The sequence below is a fragment of the Hahella sp. NS-SX17 genome (assembly GCF_057367735.1).
Map to the genome: position 1 here is coordinate 938,703 of NZ_CM170632.1, position 17,274 is coordinate 955,976.

Annotated in this window: 19 protein-coding genes; 13 read left to right on the plus strand and 6 right to left on the minus strand. The window is 52.9% G+C overall.

The features are described 5' to 3' along the window. Positions 1–121 precede the first annotated feature (121 nt). The 3 genes from djlA to AC2IBB_RS04265 all read left to right on the plus strand — a co-directional run bounded on the left by djlA (position 122) and on the right by AC2IBB_RS04265 (position 3,100). Positions 122–928 (plus strand): co-chaperone DjlA, encoded by an 807-nt coding sequence (djlA, locus tag AC2IBB_RS04255; RefSeq protein WP_486331664.1) that lies wholly within the window; start codon positions 122–124, stop codon positions 926–928. A gap of 71 nt (positions 929–999) precedes the next feature. After that, on the plus strand, positions 1,000–1,680 hold the full coding sequence (locus AC2IBB_RS04260; RefSeq protein WP_011394559.1) for a response regulator transcription factor: 681 nt from the start codon (positions 1,000–1,002) through the stop codon (positions 1,678–1,680). Next, complete coding sequence (locus AC2IBB_RS04265; RefSeq protein ID WP_486331665.1) at positions 1,667–3,100, plus strand: HAMP domain-containing sensor histidine kinase; 1,434 nt, start codon at positions 1,667–1,669, stop codon at positions 3,098–3,100. Before AC2IBB_RS04260 ends, AC2IBB_RS04265 begins: the two co-directional genes overlap by 14 nt. Positions 3,101–3,170: 70 nt before the next feature. Here the strand turns inward: AC2IBB_RS04265 and AC2IBB_RS04270 are convergent, their stop codons facing one another. Further along, a complete protein-coding gene (locus AC2IBB_RS04270; RefSeq protein ID WP_486331666.1) occupies positions 3,171–3,467 on the minus strand; it encodes a hypothetical protein in 297 nt (98 codons plus the stop codon). A 136-nt stretch (positions 3,468–3,603) separates the two neighbouring features. Further along, entirely contained in the window at positions 3,604–4,260 is a 657-nt protein-coding gene (locus AC2IBB_RS04275) for a TetR/AcrR family transcriptional regulator (protein ID WP_486331667.1), read from the minus strand. 537 nt (positions 4,261–4,797) lie between these two features. Between AC2IBB_RS04275 and AC2IBB_RS04280 the strand changes: the two genes are divergently transcribed. From AC2IBB_RS04280 to AC2IBB_RS04295, 4 genes are all read left to right on the plus strand, one after another. Continuing rightward, on the plus strand, positions 4,798–5,235 hold the full coding sequence (locus AC2IBB_RS04280; protein ID WP_486331668.1) for a hypothetical protein: 438 nt from the start codon (positions 4,798–4,800) through the stop codon (positions 5,233–5,235). A 29-nt stretch (positions 5,236–5,264) separates the two neighbouring features. Further along, positions 5,265–5,768: a transcription elongation factor GreB gene (gene greB, locus AC2IBB_RS04285; protein ID WP_486331669.1), complete on the plus strand. Its 504-nt coding sequence runs from the start codon at positions 5,265–5,267 to the stop codon at positions 5,766–5,768. Positions 5,769–5,792: 24 nt separating this feature from the next. After that, complete coding sequence (locus AC2IBB_RS04290) at positions 5,793–6,758, plus strand: VanZ family protein (RefSeq protein WP_486331670.1); 966 nt, start codon at positions 5,793–5,795, stop codon at positions 6,756–6,758. 105 nt (positions 6,759–6,863) lie between these two features. Next, positions 6,864–7,238 carry a hypothetical protein gene (locus AC2IBB_RS04295; protein WP_486331671.1) on the plus strand — a complete coding sequence of 125 codons (375 nt, stop codon included), beginning with the start codon at positions 6,864–6,866 and terminating at the stop codon, positions 7,236–7,238. Between the two features lie 21 nt (positions 7,239–7,259). On the opposite strand, the gene AC2IBB_RS04300 is transcribed toward AC2IBB_RS04295, so the two are convergent. Together AC2IBB_RS04300 and AC2IBB_RS04305 are read right to left on the minus strand one after the other, a co-directional pair. After that, entirely contained in the window at positions 7,260–7,577 is a 318-nt protein-coding gene (locus tag AC2IBB_RS04300; protein ID WP_216738847.1) for a site-specific integrase, read from the minus strand. Between the two features lie 198 nt (positions 7,578–7,775). Continuing rightward, positions 7,776–8,048 (minus strand): acyl-CoA-binding protein, encoded by a 273-nt coding sequence (locus tag AC2IBB_RS04305; protein WP_486331672.1) that lies wholly within the window; start codon positions 8,046–8,048, stop codon positions 7,776–7,778. A 129-nt stretch (positions 8,049–8,177) separates the two neighbouring features. On the opposite strand from AC2IBB_RS04305, the gene AC2IBB_RS04310 reads away from it, so the two are divergent. The 3 genes from AC2IBB_RS04310 (at position 8,178) to AC2IBB_RS04320 (ending at position 10,985) form a co-directional block, all read left to right on the plus strand. Further along, positions 8,178–8,660, plus strand: coding sequence for a DUF4442 domain-containing protein (locus AC2IBB_RS04310; RefSeq protein WP_486331673.1), 483 nt, complete (start codon positions 8,178–8,180; stop codon positions 8,658–8,660). 153 nt (positions 8,661–8,813) lie between these two features. Continuing rightward, positions 8,814–10,634 (plus strand): ABC transporter ATP-binding protein, encoded by a 1,821-nt coding sequence (locus AC2IBB_RS04315; protein WP_486331674.1) that lies wholly within the window; start codon positions 8,814–8,816, stop codon positions 10,632–10,634. Positions 10,635–10,673: 39 nt separating this feature from the next. Next, entirely contained in the window at positions 10,674–10,985 is a 312-nt protein-coding gene (locus tag AC2IBB_RS04320; protein WP_486331675.1) for a putative signal transducing protein, read from the plus strand. Positions 10,986–10,990: 5 nt separating this feature from the next. Here AC2IBB_RS04320 and AC2IBB_RS04325 read toward each other — a convergent pair whose 3' ends face one another. Together AC2IBB_RS04325 and AC2IBB_RS04330 are read right to left on the minus strand one after the other, a co-directional pair. Beyond that, complete coding sequence (locus AC2IBB_RS04325) at positions 10,991–13,243, minus strand: ATP-dependent helicase (protein ID WP_486331676.1); 2,253 nt, start codon at positions 13,241–13,243, stop codon at positions 10,991–10,993. Between the two features lie 120 nt (positions 13,244–13,363). Next, on the minus strand, positions 13,364–13,651 hold the full coding sequence (locus tag AC2IBB_RS04330; RefSeq protein ID WP_486331677.1) for an Rdx family protein: 288 nt from the start codon (positions 13,649–13,651) through the stop codon (positions 13,364–13,366). Positions 13,652–13,889: 238 nt separating this feature from the next. Here AC2IBB_RS04330 and AC2IBB_RS04335 point away from each other — a divergent pair, with 238 nt between their 5' ends. The 3 genes from AC2IBB_RS04335 (at position 13,890) to AC2IBB_RS04345 (ending at position 17,268) form a co-directional block, all read left to right on the plus strand. Beyond that, positions 13,890–14,552, plus strand: coding sequence for an ankyrin repeat domain-containing protein (locus AC2IBB_RS04335; RefSeq protein ID WP_486331678.1), 663 nt, complete (start codon positions 13,890–13,892; stop codon positions 14,550–14,552). A gap of 115 nt (positions 14,553–14,667) precedes the next feature. Beyond that, positions 14,668–16,737 carry a diguanylate cyclase domain-containing protein gene (locus AC2IBB_RS04340; protein ID WP_486331679.1) on the plus strand — a complete coding sequence of 690 codons (2,070 nt, stop codon included), beginning with the start codon at positions 14,668–14,670 and terminating at the stop codon, positions 16,735–16,737. Positions 16,738–16,815: 78 nt separating this feature from the next. After that, positions 16,816–17,268 carry a DoxX family protein gene (locus AC2IBB_RS04345; protein WP_486331680.1) on the plus strand — a complete coding sequence of 151 codons (453 nt, stop codon included), beginning with the start codon at positions 16,816–16,818 and terminating at the stop codon, positions 17,266–17,268. The last annotated feature ends 6 nt before the right edge of the window (positions 17,269–17,274 follow it).

The window sequence follows — 17,274 nt, forward strand, 5'->3', positions numbered from 1 at the left end:
CCAAATTACTAAATCTTAACTGGGCGTTTATTTACCCTGTACCTAGACTACGCAATGGGTAAATAATGAACTACCAGCTTAGTAAATTAACATCAGACGACGACTGGAGACTTGGAACTTAATGGGCTGGTGGGGAAAAGTTATCGGCGGCGCATTTGGATATGCATTAGGTGGTCCCTTAGGGGGATTGCTCGGCGCTGCAATCGGACATAGTTTTGACGTCGGCGTACAGCGGATCGAGTTAGAACCGCCGAACTGGGGGGCTGGCGATCAGGAGCGGGTGCAAACGGCCTTCTTCACCGCCGTGTTCAGTGTAATGGGACATGTCGCCAAAGCTGATGGCCGCGTCAGTGAGGTGGAAATTCAGGCTGCGCGCCACATCATGGCGGGTATGCAACTGAATCCGGAACAGGAAAAGTTGGCGATTGAATTATTCAATCGCGGTAAGCAGCCGGAGTTCGACCTGCAAGCGGTATTGCTCCAGTTCCGGGAAGAGTGCCATCGTCGCGCCAACTTACTGCAGATGTTCCTGGAGATATTGCTGGCGACTGCGCTGGCGGATCAGGATCTGCACGCCAATGAACAACGTATTCTGCGTGAAGTGGCTGAAACACTGGGATTCAGCCGTCATCAATTTGAAAGCTTGCTGGCGATGGCTATCGCCAGACAGCGTTACGCCCAGGAAGGTTTCCACGCTGGCGCGAAAGAGAAGACGCCGAGTCTATCGGACGCTTACGCCGCGCTGGGAGTGAATGAAAACTCTACTGATGATGAAATTAAGAAAGCCTACCGGCGTCTGATGAGTCAGCACCATCCGGATAAGCTGGTGTCGAAGGGCCTGCCGGAGGAAATGGTTAAGATAGCGACGGAGAAAACTCAGGAGATCCGCACCGCCTATGAGCAAATCAAGCGGGCGCGCGGCGGATGAGTTTGGACGCTGTTGGCAAGGAACTTCTGTTTCTGTAGTGGTATCAGGTAGTGAAGAGACGGGGATGAAAAATGCGAGTTTTAGTTATTGAAGACGATAAAGATGTAGCTGCCTATCTGAGTAAGGGACTCAAGGAAAGCGGATATGTGGTGGACGCCACAGACAACGGAAAAACCGGCCTGCATATGGCCACGACCGAAAGTTATGATCTGCTTTTAGTGGATCGTATGTTGCCGGAGCTGGACGGCTTGTCTGTAGTGCGCATGTTGCGTGCGGGCGGCTCCAAAACGCCAGTGCTGGTATTGAGCGCGCTTGGCGAAGTGGACGATCGCGTTCAGGGCTTGCGCGCCGGCGGCGACGATTATCTGGTTAAACCCTTCTCCTTCAGCGAGTTGTTGGCGCGTATCGAAGCCTTGCTGCGCCGTTCCCAGCAACAGCAGGACGTAGTCACTACGCTGAAAGTGGCGGATCTGGAAATGGACCTGTTGGCGCGTACAGTCAAGCGTAATGGCTTGTCCATTGATTTGCAGCCGCGAGAATTCCGTCTGTTGGAATACTTTATGCGCAATCCCGGCCAGGTTCTTACGCGCACTATGTTGCTGGAGAAAGTGTGGGATTATCACTTTGATCCGCAAACCAACGTTATCGATGTTCATATCAGCCGTTTGCGGGCCAAGATCGATAAGGATTTTGAGACACCCTTGTTGCACACCATTCGTGGAGCAGGGTACGTCCTACGTGAAGCTGCCTAAGCTATTACGCACCTCGGCATTTCAGTTCGCAATATTGTACATGCTGCTCTTCGCAGCCTCTGTACTTTTCCTTCTAGGCTTCATTTACTGGGCGACGGTGGGCTTCATGTCCGCCCAGTTCGACGAAACTATCCAGGCGGAGATTCAAGGATTGGCTGAGCAATACCGGCGGCAGGGCCTGCGCGGTATGGTCAGCGTCATGAATGAGCGAGTTCTGAACGATCCTCAAGGCGAATCATTGTATCTGTTGGTCAACTCCGATCTACAGCCTCTGGCGGGAAATCTGAATGAATGGCCGGCGCTGGTGGAGGATGAAGACGGCTGGATCGGCTTTTATTTGAATCGTTCCGGAGGCCGCTTCGCAGCTCCCCACATGGCGCGTGCGCGAGTGTTCACACTACGGGGCGGCTACCGCCTGTTGGTGGGGCGGGATATTTTTGATCTGTTCAGGGTGCGGGAGCTGATCGAGCGCTCTTTGACATGGGGGGTGGCTATTACCCTCGGCCTGGCGTTTCTGGGCGGCGTGGCGCTGGCGAAAAGTACGCGACGGCGAATCGAAGCCATCACTCACACCAGTCGGCAAATCATGCAGGGTAACCTGTCCTTACGGGTTCCTGTACGCGGTTCCGGGGACGACTTCGATGAGCTGGCGGACCACCTGAATCGCATGCTGGATCAAATAGAAGCTTTGATGGCGGGCGTTCGCCATGTCTCCGACAATATCGCTCACGATCTTCGGACGCCGCTGACCCGCGTGCGCAGCAGGCTGGAGCTGCTATGCCAGAAAGATCTCCCAGAAGACTCTCGCGCCGTAGTGCAGGAGATTATCGGAGAGGCGGATCAATTGCTGCAGACCTTCAATGCGTTGTTGCGCATTGCGCGTATTGAGTCCGGCGGCTACAGCGCCAACTTCTCGGAAGTGGACCTGCATAGCCTTGTGGCGGACGCTGTAGAGCTGTATGACGCCCTGGCGGCGGATAAGTCGCAAACGCTGTCGCTGGACCTTGCTCAGGACATTATTGTGAAAGGCGACCGGGATTTGCTGTTTCAGGCCATCGCTAACTTGCTGGATAACGCCATTAAATATACGCCCGTCAATGGTAATGTCGGCGTGAGATTGCGTGCTTTCGATCAGGCCGTTATCAGCATTTGGGATGAAGGCCCCGGAATTTCCGAAGAGGAACGAGACAAGGTAGTGCAGAGGTTTTATCGGGTCGATAAGACGCGTGGACTACCAGGCAATGGGCTGGGTCTGAGTATGGTGAAAGCCGTATGCGAGATGCACAAAGGCGCACTGGAGTTAAGGGACAATCAGCCTGGTTTGCGGGCGGAGATGAAGTTGCCTTTGCCCAAAGCGCTTCCCGCTGCGCCTGCGTTGGAACAGGACTCGACTGGGAAATCGCCAGCCCTGCCAAGCTAATTTTCAGAGGAGAGGTAAAGTCTTGCTTTTCCTCTCCAGAAGTTCTCTTCAAGCGTGTTTGGAAGAAAACTTAGTTCAAACGCGATCTTATCAAGCTCAGTGTCTGCTTGAGCGGATAGGCGGCCGTTTCCAAAGTTGTGTTCACAAGCCCCTCCACTTGTTTACGCGCTCGCTCAATACGGGCTTTTTGCACGCCTACGCGGGCGCTGATGCTGTCCAGCTCGCCTTCCAGATGTTTCTGCTCCGCCATGATGAACGCCAGAACGGCGTGTCGGTTTACTTTGTCGGTGACGCCATAGTGTTCCAACTGATAGCCGATGTAATCGAGCCCGTTCAATGCATTATTGAGAATATTTTGGGTCTTCATGATGAGTTTTTCCCTGGGCTGTCCGCTAGAGGATAAGTGGTGAAATTGTGCTGAACCTACCTACAAAAAATAGAGGGGACAACCTAATTTTTCCACTCCCGGCGAGGCCTTGTAGATTTGCCTGGGAGCAGAGGAATTACCCCTGCTGTGTTCGGTGGCGGTCTACGAAACGTTGTAACAACAAATCCAGAATGTGTTCGTAAGTTTCCAGAGGCGTGTCCGTCAGATAGGCGGTATTGCCTGTGAGATGCAGACTGACCATACCGTGAAGCAGGCTCCAGAGTTCAATCAGCATGGTGCGGCGCTGATCGCTGGAAGCATTCAGACCGACCCGATCGAGGACGGATCTCAGGCAAGTCTCGGCAAAGTTGGCGACTTCCATGGATAGAGCGTATTCCTGATTGGAAAGCGGCTCGATATCCGTTCCTTTATATTCTCTGAATTTAGGCGCGTGGGAAGAAAACATCAGTTCGTAGTGCTCAGGCTGGCTGAGGCCAAACTCGATGTAGCCGCGCATGATGGCGCGTCCCCGTGCGATGGCGTCCTGCTCCGCATCCGCCCTTTTCATCAGATAGGCGCGCAGTTTGCTGAAACCCTGAATCATCAGGGTGACGTAGATTTCGTCTTTGCTTTGGTAGTAGTTATAGAGGTTCGGCGCGGTCATGCCTAAGGCTTTGCCAAGCCTGCGCATGGTGAGGGCGGCGAATCCTTCCTGAACGATGAGGCGCAGGGCCACATCCAGAATATTCCTTTTAAGTTGCTCAACTTCTTCGGGGGGCCTGACTGGGCGCATTAGCTATATCTAACCTGGGGTATTCCAATTGCATCAGATTAGTTCGTGACAATAACAGTGGCGCAACCCTAAATTCAACTATTGAATGCAGGAAAACGGGAGTTTTTCATGATGAAAGTCAAGTATCCCTGAATGTTCTATGGAAACAGGAAGTTAAGTCATATTTGAAGCATTACCCCGCTCTTTAAAAAAGGTTAATAATTAATCCACCTTGGGGCAATAAGCCAACCCGTAGTCTTAGCTTCAAGGATGGTGAAAAGAAGGTTTCACCCAAACGCGCAAAGCACAGTGTTTAAAGTTGTTATTTTGTTTATGTGCTTATCGTCGTAGTTGTTGTCCTGCCCTTGAGTGTTGTTTTTTTTAAGAGCGTTAGCCACTGCCTAGATTATCCCCTGTTTTGCAGGGGATTTTTTTTGTCCGCCGCGATAGAATTTGACCCTGCACCAGCGCCTTCATCCCATGCTTTACTGTTGTATAAGGCGGGAACATATGCGGCGTCAGTCAACTCACTGGGTAAATACGGCAGTTAATTTTCTTATGACGTTGAATTTCCGAGCAGTCATTTTAGGAGCTGTTTTTGATATTGGCTGCTCTATAATCGCCATTCGCCTCATATTCGGCTTTTATCTTGCGATGATGTATCCGGGAGGCGCTTCCGAAGAGGAGCTTGAGGCATTGCTCAGCAATCCCGACACCCTCTTTGAGCTGATGGCGATTCTGATGGCGGTAGGCATTGCCTTTGATGGCCTGGCGGGATACCTGACCGCCAGGATGGCCGGATTTCTTGAGTATTGGCATGTATTGGCCATGTGGGGCTTATTGACCGTTATGCAGTTCGCCCTCAGCGCAGGCAACTCTGAGAGTGATGCCGTCGCTATTCCCTCTTATGTGGTCATTGTTGGCTATGTGGGAGGTTTGCTTGCAGCGTTCGCCGGCGCCTATCTCGTAAAGAAAGGCAGACGCGGGCGTTCCTGAGCGCACAGAATCTATCGTGAGAACTTAAGATGAGTCGTTATCGTCCTCCCAGCCCTCCCAAAGCCCGCTATATCACATCTGAAGGCGAACGGGCTTTACGGGAGGAACTGCAGTATTTGTGGAAAGTAAAACGCCCTGAAGTGACCAAGGCCGTATCCGAAGCCGCTGCTATGGGCGATCGCAGTGAAAACGCAGAGTATATTTATGGAAAAAAGCAATTACGGGAGATAGACCGGCGAGTCCGTTATCTGACCAAACGTCTGGATGAGGTCAAGGTGGTGGATCGGGCGCCGGAGGACCAGAGCCGCGCCTACTTTGGGGCATGGGTGACGCTGGAGGATGAAGAGGGCGACGAGCACCGTTATCGTATTGTTGGGTCCGATGAGCTAGGCGCTCAGAAGGGATATATCAGCGTTGACTCCCCCATGGCGAAAGCGCTGTTGAAGAAGCAAGTGGACGATGAAGTGATAGTGACGACGCCTGCCGGCAGGAAGTCCTATTTTGTTGTTGAAATTGAGTATTGCGGCGCTTAAGGCGTTTCGTTTCGCTGGGTGACTATGATGTATGCGACTGCGCCACGGGCGCCTGTTCAGAGAGGTAAGGTTCATTGGTTGTTTGGTCTGGCGTTTGTCGCCGGCCTGTATTTATTGTTTGCGGATGTGGGACCGCACAAAAGCTCTTCCATGCTGTATAACGCGCTTTGGGACTTTGGTCATGTTGTCTGGACCGCCGTTGTGGTGGCCTTGGCGCTGCGTCTACCGCAGGTACGCCGGTTTGGCGCTAACAGGCTTTGGTTAGCGACGCCTGTGGCGGCGTTCATATTCGCTGGCGTCGTGGAGTTGATTCAGGCGCAAATCGGTCGTTCGCCCTCTTGGGGAGATGTGTTCGCGGATGTCGCTGGAGCTCTGATAGGGTTGATGCTGGTGATGCCGGCGGAGGGCGTACGCAATCGCTACTTTGTCGTTCTGCGTTGTCTCTTGGCTATAGTTGCGTTTTTATACACATGCTTGCCGGTGGCGAAGGCGATTAATATCTCCTTACACCAGCGAGCGGAGTTTCCTGTACTGGCGGACTTTGAAAACCCCCGCGATCGCCAGCGCTGGACAGGGCGGGTGATCAAGCTTACCCGTGAGCAGGCCAGCCATGGCGAGCAGTCGCTTTATATTGAACTGCGCAAGCAGGACGTGTTCCCTGGAGCGTCTTTTATTGAATTTCCGAACGATTGGACAGGCTATTCCAAGTTGTCGCTCTCCGTATTTGCAGAGAAAGACATGCATGTGGCTGTTCGTTTAGACGATGGTTTCTATTTGGATATGCCGACAGATAAGTTTGAAGACAGGGTTAATATTCGCCTTCAGGCCAAGAAGGGATGGAATCATTACACTCTGGATTTTGATGAATGGACAATGACTAAATCCGGTCGCCGTCTGGATGTTAGCGATGTGCGCAACTTTTTCATCTTCACGACTCATGATTACGGCGCCAAGTGGATGATTGTCGATAATATCCGCCTGGAAAAATAAATCACCTTGTGAATCTGGTCACGAAAGACGGCGAAAGGCGGTGAACCCGCCTGCATCGTCAATAGAATAGGATGACATCCTGATCCGTGTTTACTGGGGATAGTCATGCTCACAACAAGAAAAACAGTTCTGTCTGTTCTCGCATCCTTTTGCGTCTGCGGTCAGGCCATAGCGGCGGAAGCCCCTGTCGCTGAGGTGGGGTATAAAGAAAAGTCGACGCTGGAAACCTTCCCTTTGCAGTCGCTGGACTCCTCCGCGTTATCCGCTGCGGTCATTGGCGGATCGCTGGATGCTCCGGCGGCGGGAGAAGAAACCGAAGCGCCATTTGAATTAAAAGAGCGCTCCACGCAAGCAGAAAGCCGGAAAACTCAGGATGAGCATCGGGCGTTGACCGTTCCCGAAAATACACCGCAGCCCCGCTTCACGCCAGTGACGCCAACGACCCATAATTATGATTACCTGATTACGACGGAACGTTAAGTTCCGACGCGATGTTTGTCGTTAGGCGGGCTGCATATCATCCAGACCCGGCAGCGGCTTTTTCAGCACATCCTGATACATGAAGCGCAATGCTTTCAGCGCCTGTTTGCAACGTGCAGGCGAAGCGCTCAACGTAGTGGCGACATATCGCAGAAAGCGGCGAACGTCTTTTTCGCCAAGCTCTTTTGGACTGCGATTTTGATTAAAGGAAATAAAACGATAAATCCAATGCAGGTAAGAGTGTTCGGTGCGGGGACTGAAGCCCTGCGACTCAATCGCCTGCTTCAATTGGCAAATAAATTCAGGTTCGTTCGGCAACATTAATTCAGCAGTTTCCATTACGATAACCTCGCTGGCTCTTCTTTTTATAATTATCCTTAAATTCTATTACAACGAAATGTTGCCTGCAAAGTTGGTTTGATGAAGCTTTTGCAAACTTTTGCCGGTCGATTATTTTGTTAGGTTTTTCGGGCTCTGAGATGAGCCTGCTTGGAGAGACAAAGGGAAACGAACGAGCGCCCGTTTCCCGGCAAGCGCTTAGCTGTAGCGCTTCTTCAAATCAGCAATTACGTCCACATATCGTTGCATCGCTTCATCCTTGGACACCCCTTTCAGCTTCGCCCAGGCGTCATATTTCGCACGCCCCACAAAATCCATCATGCCGGGGCGGGAACCGCTGACATCACCCTCGCTGGCTTGCTTGAACAGCGCATACATTTCCAGCTTCATTTCGTTGGAGGGAGAGAAGTCGCCCTCAGCGGTTTTGACGTAATTGAGCGCTTCTTCGAACGCTTTTTGTAATTCACTCATTGCATAGTCCTTAACTGTTTGGGTGTGAAAGGGCATTATAGCCCGGCGACAAAACTGACTGAAGGTCATTTAGGCTCGCTGTGATTGGTTTCGTCGCCTGGGGCCCAATAATAAACGCAGGTAAAGAACATGAATAAATTAATGTCCATTGTCAGCAAAATTAATTTGTTGCCGGAGATCGCCCGAAGTAGAGCACTGACTTTGTTTTTCGGGAAAATGGTCAAATATGCAGGAACCACAGGAATCGTGGTGGAAGAGCTTACTCAGCGTCGTTGCGTCATTACGCTGAAGAATCGTCGCGCAGTGCGAAATCATATTGGTTCTGTGCACGCTGTCGCCAATGCGTTGATTGCAGAGTCGGCAACCGGTTTTCTGGTTGGAATGAACGTACCGGATCATGCGGTGCCGGTCATCAAAACCATGAAGCTGGACTACGTGAAGCGGGCGAAGGGCGACATGCGCGCGGAAGCTCACCTGACGGAGGAGCAGATACACGCCATTCAAACGCTGGAAAAAGGCGAAGTGACGGTAGCGGTCGCAATTACCGACAGTGAAGACAAAGAGCCAGTTATGGCGGAAATGATCTGGGCCTGGACGCCTAAGCGGCGCTGAGCGCATACAGACGCTGAAGGCTGATAGTGCAGGTAAGATGCGGCTAGCGCCCGCCAAGCCGTCGCACTAGAATGGAGTCATCGCAACAGGCGTTTGCGCTGTCGCGCAGACGCTTGCCAATGCGTTTGATCGAAGTAAGTCGCGGAGGATATTTTGCCAGATCAACAACGCCATACTGACCGTGTTGAAACCGCCAACGAAAAATATGACTGGCGGCGAATAAGGAACATGGTGCTGGCGTACAAACCGCAGTTGGCGAGGGCGAACCTGATCGCTGTGCTGGCCACTTTGGCGGCGGTGCCCGTACCGTTGTTGTTGCCGCTGCTGGTGGATGAGGTGTTGCTGGAACAGCCTGGTCCGGTAATTGCGCTGATTGATCAATATGCTCCCGAATCTCTGCGCGGCGCAGCGTTTTACATCGGCGTCATGGTGTTCGCCGCGCTGGCCTTGCGGACATTTTCGCTGCTCATGAATGTCTGGCAGGGCAGGCAGTTCGCCAGTATCTCCAAAGATATTATTTGCCGTATCCGGCAGGATCTATTAAACCGCCTCAGCAGTATCTCCATGGCGGAGTATGAGGTTATGGGGAGTGGGGCGGTGGCGTCTCGTTATGTCACTGACCTCAATACCATTGATCAGTTTATCGGCAGTTCTGTCAGCCGTTTACTGGTGGCGTTGTTGACGATTGTCGGCACGGCGGTGGTGTTGTTGTGGGTGCATTGGCCACTGGCGCTGCTGATACTGTTTTTTAATCCCTTTGTGATTTATCTGACCACGCGCCTCGGAAAAAAAGTCAAAGAGCTCAAGCGCCGGGAAAACCAGGCGTTGGAATTATTCCAGGAGGCGCTGACGGAAACGTTGGACGGTATTCACCAGATTCGCGCCGCCAACCGTGAGCAGCACTATATCCGGCGTCTTTTGGATCATGCCTGGGGCGTTCGCAATCATGCGGTGCAGTATGAATGGAAGAGCGATGCGGCTAACAGAGTAAGCTTTATGCTGTTCCTGTTTGGTGTGGACTTGTTCCGCGCCGCCGCGATGCTGACAGTGTTTTACTCTGACCTGAGTATCGGCCATATGTTTGCGATATTTGGCTACCTCTGGTTCATGATGGCGCCAGTGCAGGATATTCTGAGCATGCAATACAGTTTCTATGCCGCCAACGCTGCTCTGGCGCGGATCAATCAACTACTGCAATTGCGGCGGGAGCCGGTTTATCCGCCGCAAACCAATCCATTTACCGGAAAAAGAACGGTCGCGCTGGATGTGGATAACGTACACTTTTCCTATGGCGATGGGCCCGAGGTGCTGCAGGGCGTGTCCCTGCACATTAATCCCGGAGAAAAAGCGGCGCTTGTTGGCGCCAGCGGGGGCGGCAAGTCCACGTTAGTACAGGTATTGCTGGGGATGTACTCCCCTTCGCAGGGTAGCGTCAGGTTCGATGGCGTTCCCATTCAACGGATTGGGCACCAGCGGGTGCGTGAGCACGTTGTCACGGTATTGCAGCACCCTACGTTGTTTAATGATAGTTTGCGCCAGAATCTTACTATGGGACGACCTCATACCGACGCCCAGCTCTGGCAGGCGCTGGAGGTGGCGCAGCTGAAGTCGGTTGTGGAGAGCCTGCCGGAAGGGTTGGATACGCTGGTCGGCCGGCAAGGCGTTCGCCTTTCCGGCGGGCAGCGGCAGCGGGTGGCGATCGCCCGGATGATTCTGGCTGATCCGCAAGTGGTGATTCTGGATGAGGCGACGTCGGCTTTGGATGCGGAAACAGAATTCAATCTGCACCGGGCGCTGGCGACCTTTCTGGATCAGCGCACTACACTCATCATCGCTCACCGCCTAAGCGCTGTTAAGCAAGCGGATCGCGTTTATGTATTTGAAGACGGCCGCATTGCTGAAGAAGGCAAACATGAAGAGTTGCTGCAGCAACGGGGACTGTATGCGCAGCTATATGGCGAGCGTCAGCATTGAGTTGGCTCACGGCGATATTTGCGATCAAAGGAGAAGCATGTGCGTCAGATCTATGAAGCCGCCAATGTTCTGGAAGCCCATATGATTAAAGGCGTGCTGGAGCAGTCTGGCGTCACTGGGTTTATCGACGGTGAGTTTCTGCAGGGAGGAATGGGGGAACTGCCAGCGGCGGGGTTGGTGAGGATATCCGTCAATGATGTGGACTATGAGCAGGCGCGCACTATCTTGCGGGACTGGGAGAACTCTCAAGTACAGGAGCCGCACACTCCCGTAAGCCAGTTCACCGGCTGGATCGGCATTTTTCTGTTTGGCTTTATTACCGGGCTGGTGACTGCGTTCTGGGTGATGTAACCCTGTCATCCGCCGAGTGAGCTGAAATACAGATGGGCGCTTTTCTTGCTGAAATTCATCTTGCGTCCGTCCTCAAACTCCACCTGAAAGGCGTCATCGAGATCGGCGATAACTTCTCCTTCGCCCAGAATGCTATGGCGGACCCGGTCTCCGGACCATATTTGCTCCGGCTCGCTGACTGTGTCTTGCGCGGGTTGTTCAAAGTCAACGTCATGCTGCTCCAGATAGCGAGTGGCGATGGGCGTCAATCGCTGCGCCGATTCGTAGTGGGTTGCGTCGATAGCGCCAGGTTGCTTGTGCTGATCCAGAAACGCGCCCACCGCCATGGAAACGTCAAGGCTGGCTTCTTTAATAAAGCGGCTGGGCTTGTCATCTTTACTAAGCGGAGCTTTGCTGTTCAGTGTCGGAGTAAACAGATACAGAGCCTCTTTGGCTCGAGTCATGGCGACATACAGCAGACGCCGTTCCGCTTGCAGGTGATCAACGATGTCTTCACCGCCACGCATGCTGTAGGGAAGGTATTGTTCATTCAGCCCAATTATCATCACCACCGGCCACTCCAGGCCTTTGGTGCGGTGCATCGTGGACAAGGTGACGCCGCCTTGCTGCTTCTGCGCGCTCGCCAGACGTCGCAGCTCATCGAAGTGCTGCAAGGTTTCTGGCGCAGGCAAGTTCAAGGTGGCGAGGTAATGCTCGATTCCCAGTACGTTATTGATACGTTCATCGGCGGTTTCGTGAGTCAGGGCAAGTTCTTCCAGAGTCTTGAACAATTCTGTATCGTCGATATAAAAACGCACGATATCCGCTGCGGAGCCTTTCATTTTTGGCAGGAGGCCCCAGGCTTGGGCGGTGCGTTTCAGCTTGCGCTTTTGCAAGGCATGGAGCGAGTCGGGAATCCACTCCAGTAATTGGTCGCCCCAGTGCGCGTCGTGTTGCGCCAGCGTATGCGCCAGCTCGCGTAGAGTGTCGTCCTTCAATCCCACATGGGGGAAGCGCAACAGGCCGGCGAGCACCTCCGCCCGTTTGTTTTCTTCCAATAGACCAAGTCGGCCGGACGCCATTTCCAGCACATACTGAATGTGCATGACTTCCCGGTTCGCCAGTGCGCCTTTGTCGCCGTCAATACGGTAGGGGATGCGATGGGCCAGAAGCGCCAGCTCAACAGGCACCGCCTGGGACCAGACTCTGAACAGGATCGCGACATCTTCCGGCTTGCAGCCGCCGTTAAGCAATCGTCCCAATTGTAGAACTAACTGGCGTGTTTCGTCGCCGCCTTGCAGGACGTTGACCTCCGTAGCGGGTGTCCCCATATGGGCGCGACACAGAACATCCTTGCGTCCGTGATTGTGAGTAATCAGGTGATTGGCCAACAAGGCGACTTTATGACCGTAGCGAAACGTATACGAAAGAGTGAACTCACGGGGGCTCTCAAACTCCTCCGCGAAACGATTGAGAATAAACTCCGGCTGTGCGCCGCGAAACTCATAAATGGTTTGATCGGGGTCTCCCACAACGGTGACCCGGGCGCGTTTACCGGCGATATAGCGTAGCAGCAAATGCTGAATCTCGTTGGTGTCCTGATATTCATCCACCAGGATCACATCCATTTTGTCCGCGACTAGCTTCACCAGATCAGGGGATTCCTGCAGACATTTGACCGGCTCGTAAAGCATGTCGGCGAAACTGATGCGCGCATGGGATTTGCGCCAGGCTTCAAAACTGTTGACGACCTCAAGCAGAAACGCGAGTTCTTTGCGGTACTCCAATTGTTCGAAGACGGTCTGTAATGGCAACAGCGATGTTTTGCTCATATCCAACAGGCGAGAAGCCAGTTCGATATATTCTTTCTTATTGCGTTTGACGCTGTCCTGTTGCGATTCGGGCGCATGTCGACGGAGCAATTGCCAGAGCTGGAAATGAATCTCCTGGTCCGACAGCACTTGTCCAACAAACGCCGGCAACACGTCTTCGCGGATGAAGCGTTGATACAGGCGTAAACCCATTGCGTGGTAAGTGCGGACTTCCGGTAGCTCATGGTAGTGCGCGCCCGCGACTTCGCGCAGCTTACGTTCGAAATCCTCTTTGGCGGCGCGGTTGAACATCAGTATCAAAATACGGCGCGGATCATGCCCTTGATCCATCAGATGATGGATTCGGTGGGCGAGGGTCGTCGTTTTGCCGCTGCCGGCGACTGCGGTGATAACGCTGTGCTCAAAGCCGGACTGTATGATCCGCTGCTGCTCTTCGGTTAACTGCATGCTCGCCTGATTAGTGGTGGTTTGGGTGAATGGGCGTTATTGGCCCCGGGTCGAGGGGCCTAAGTTTAACCACAGGAGAGGCTGTCCTCCAGCCCAATTTCTGGCGAGGGGCAGGTGGCGTTAACCGGTGTTGCGGGATTTGTCTATGTGACCCAGTGACTTATCCGGGCAGGCTGCGTCTCTGACAATCTGCTTAAGTGTGGCGACATCAGGGAATCCGCCGTTCACGCTGCGATCCCAGATGATTTCATCGTCACACAGTAGCTTGAACTCGCCTTTTCCGGCGGGAACCAGAGCGACTTCCAGTAATTCGTCAGTGAATGTCATAAGCAGCTCTTGCGCCATCCAGGCGGAACGCAGCAGCCAGCCGCACAGTGGACAGTAGCGTATGGAGATTTTGGGTTTCATGGTGTGGTCCGCATATTCCTCGTAATTTTTTTCCTATTATAAATTGCAGGCGAGACGATGATGAGAGTGCGGTAAGCATCGTTGCACGCCTGCATTTCCAACGCGAATAATAATTAAGACACAAGTAGCGGCATAGGAAACCAACATGCTTCGCACCGGATACCGTCAACTCTCCCTATATTATTGTCTATGCTCAAGTCGAAAGGGCGTCAGGCGCTTCTTGGCAGTATTTGAAAAAATGCTATTTACGCTGATGGCGGGCGCATTGCTGAGCGCCTGCAGTTCGCAACCGTCCCAGCAACAAACCGCGGTTCTCACAGCGGAACAGCCGACAGAACTGATTGTGGCGGCGCAACAAGGCGATAAGGGACGTTTACGTAGCTTGCTGGCCTCGGGCAGTCCAGTGAATGTTGTAACTCCAGCAGGTTCCGCCTTGGATGTCGCCGCGCAAAATGGACACACTGAAGCCGTGATCGCGCTGTTGCGGGCAGGCGCTGATCCTAATGTGGGACGCCGCGCGGGAGCGCCGTCGCCACTGCATTATTTGGCTGAACGGGGCGACGCTACGGGGGTGAAAGTGCTGGCGGCGGCCGGCGCCAAGCTCGACTATCCGACGGCGAACGGCGCGACTGCGTTGGCGCTGGCGGTGCAGAATGGACATCTGTCCACCGCCAAAGCGTTGATTAAAGCCGGAGCGGACGTCAACGTTGTATATGCGGGCAGATCGTTGTTGATGTACGTGGTGGAACAGAACTCTTTGTTGATGGCTCAGCTATTGGTTGACGCAGGCGTTGACGTTAATTATCGCAACGTTATGGGAGAAACGGCGCTTAGCACGGCGCAGCAGCAAGGACTGCAGGATCTGCAGATGCTATTGCTGCAGTCAGGCGCTCGATCCTAGTTGAAATTGGATAAAATTTGAACTGCGTCCTAGACTGATAAAGGGCGTAGAAAACAACAATCGGCGTGGCGTTCGCCCATTTCAACGCGCTGCGGTGTTGGTCGGAATCAGGTTTATGTGCGTATCTCCTGGGCGATGTCTGGGGGTGTTCTTCGCTGTCGGCGTCCTTTGGGGAACGTTGGCGTGTAACGGAGTGTTTGCGATAACCCCTGGTATTCATGATGCTACCCGTCGCGTGTTGTTCATCAGCTCGTATCACCCCCAGTTTCCCACATTTTCTGAGCAGGTCAGGGGGCTTAACAGCGCCTTTGACGGGCAGAATATTGAGCTTGATATCGAGTTTATGGATAGCAAGCGCCTCAATAGCCCAGAACACTATCAACGCTTCTACGAGCTATTGAAGGGGAAACTCGATTCCTTACCTCCCTACGAACTGGTGATTGTGGGCGATGATAATGCGCTTCACTTTGCCTTGGAGCGTCAGGCGGAGCTTTTCGCAGCAACGTCGATTGTGTTTTTCGGCGTTAACGATGCGCGACTCGCAGCGGGCCTGAGTGGTAGAAGCGGCGTAACAGGCGTTGTGGAAGCTATTTCGATGGACGACACAGTGCAGTTGATGCGGCGATTGTATGGCGAAAAAGTATCTATTACCGCCATTGCCGACGCCACCACCACTGGGCGTAACGATCTCCGTAGTTTCATTAATTACATGGACAGAAATCAGGATCGCAACTTTCGGGTGTTGTCTCTGGAGCAACTGAGCTTTGCCGAGCTTTATGCGGAGTTACGCGCGATACCTGCGAATGATCCGGTGTTGCTGATCTCTTTGTTTCGAGACAAAAATGGCGCAACCCTGGAGTTTCAGAAGAGCCTTTCCCTTATTCACGATCACCTGCAAGCGCCACTGTTTCACCTATGGATGCACGGTATCGGACAAGGCATTTTAGGCGGCAAGGTGGTCTCTCACTTCGAGCAGGCGCGCGTCGCAGCGAATATAGGGCTGCGAGCGTTAAGAGGAGAGGCCGTCGGAGACATACCTGTCGTGACCGACAGTCCAAACCGGTATGTGTTCGACTTCCGGGAAATGCGTCGATTTGACGTCGGAGAACATGAACTGCCGCCCGATAGTCTATTACTGTATCAGCCAGTGACGTTGTACCAGCAGCACAAAGCTTTGTTTTGGGGCGTCGTGCTGGTTGTTGGGTTTCTCGCACTATTGGTGATGCTTTTAATCGTCAGTTTACGTATGCGGGTGCGGGCGCAAAGGGAAGTCATGAAAATAAATGCGGACCTGGAATCAAAAGTAAAAGAGCGCACGGAACAATTGGAGGAAAAAAACACTCAGCTAAGTCTGGTGCAGGCGATCGCGCAGCTAGGCTCTTTTGAGTATTTGCCAGAGCAGTGGAGCGTATGTTGCAACGCGGAATTCTGCTCCATGGTAGGTCTGCCCTTTGAAGCGCGGAGCCTCAGTGTTGAAACCTTCATGAGTTTTATACATCCATCGGATCGGGAAGAACTGCGTAACGCAACGGAGCGCGCGCTTAAGGTAAATAAACCCTTCCACGGCTGTCTGCGTACGATCCGCAAAGACGGCTCGCTCTGCTATTTCAACTACACCAGTCGCCCTATCGCTCATCGGGATGGGCGCACATCCATTTTGGGGTCAGTCATAGACGTTACTCAATTAAAAGAGGCGGAGTCCCGTTTCAAAGAGATGGCGAACCATGATGATCTGACAGGCCTTGCGAATAGGCGTCTACTGGATGAACTGTTCACTAAGGCTGAACATATGGCCCGACGATGCGCGAATGAGATTGTGGTTCTCTATTGCGATCTGGACAAGTTCAAACCGATCAATGATCAATATGGGCATGATGTGGGCGATGCGGTATTGGTGGCGGTGGCGCAGCGCTTGCGGGAAAGCTTTCGCGAATCCGACACAGTGGCGCGAATTGGAGGCGATGAGTTTGTCATTCTGTTGAATGGCCACTGCTCGAAAGAGCAACTACACGGCATTATTCACAAGACCAAGCACAGTCTGCGTGGACCTATCCATATCAAAAGCATCAGTTGTAATGTGGACGTCAGCATCGGTTACGCAGCGTATCCTGGAGACGGTGTTTGTCTTGACACGCTGCTCAATGTCGCCGACACCAGAATGTATCAGGAAAAACAATATTCGTGATCATTTGCGATACATAGGGAACCATCGCTCCAACGCAAAGTCTAACTGTGCAATTCAATATATCTAGAGGAAATAATAATGCCGAACGCGTTAATCATGCCTTTCCAATGGGGAATCAAGGCAGTGGAGATGTTGCAGCCAGTGTATTTGCTGGCCATCCGAATCTATCTGGCGAAAATTTATTTCATGTCCGGGATGACCAAGATAAAGAGCTGGAGCACCACATTGGCGTTGTTCGAGTATGAATACTCTGTCCCGCTCGTCTCTCCCGCTTTCGCTGCCTACTCCTCTACTGCGGTTGAGTTGATCTGCTCTGTACTTCTGGTGGTGGGACTGGGAGCGCGTGTTGGCGCTGCAGGCTTGTTGGTGTTGAGTGTTGTCGGCATTTACTCAGCGGCTGAGTTGATTGGAGCAGTTGGAGTGAAAGAGTTGTTGTTCTGGGGTGGGTTGCTATCTGTGATTGTCGCCTATGGCCCTGGTTTACTGTCTGCCGACCATTGGCTGCGTAAGCGCTATCTGCCATCCGCCTGATTATTA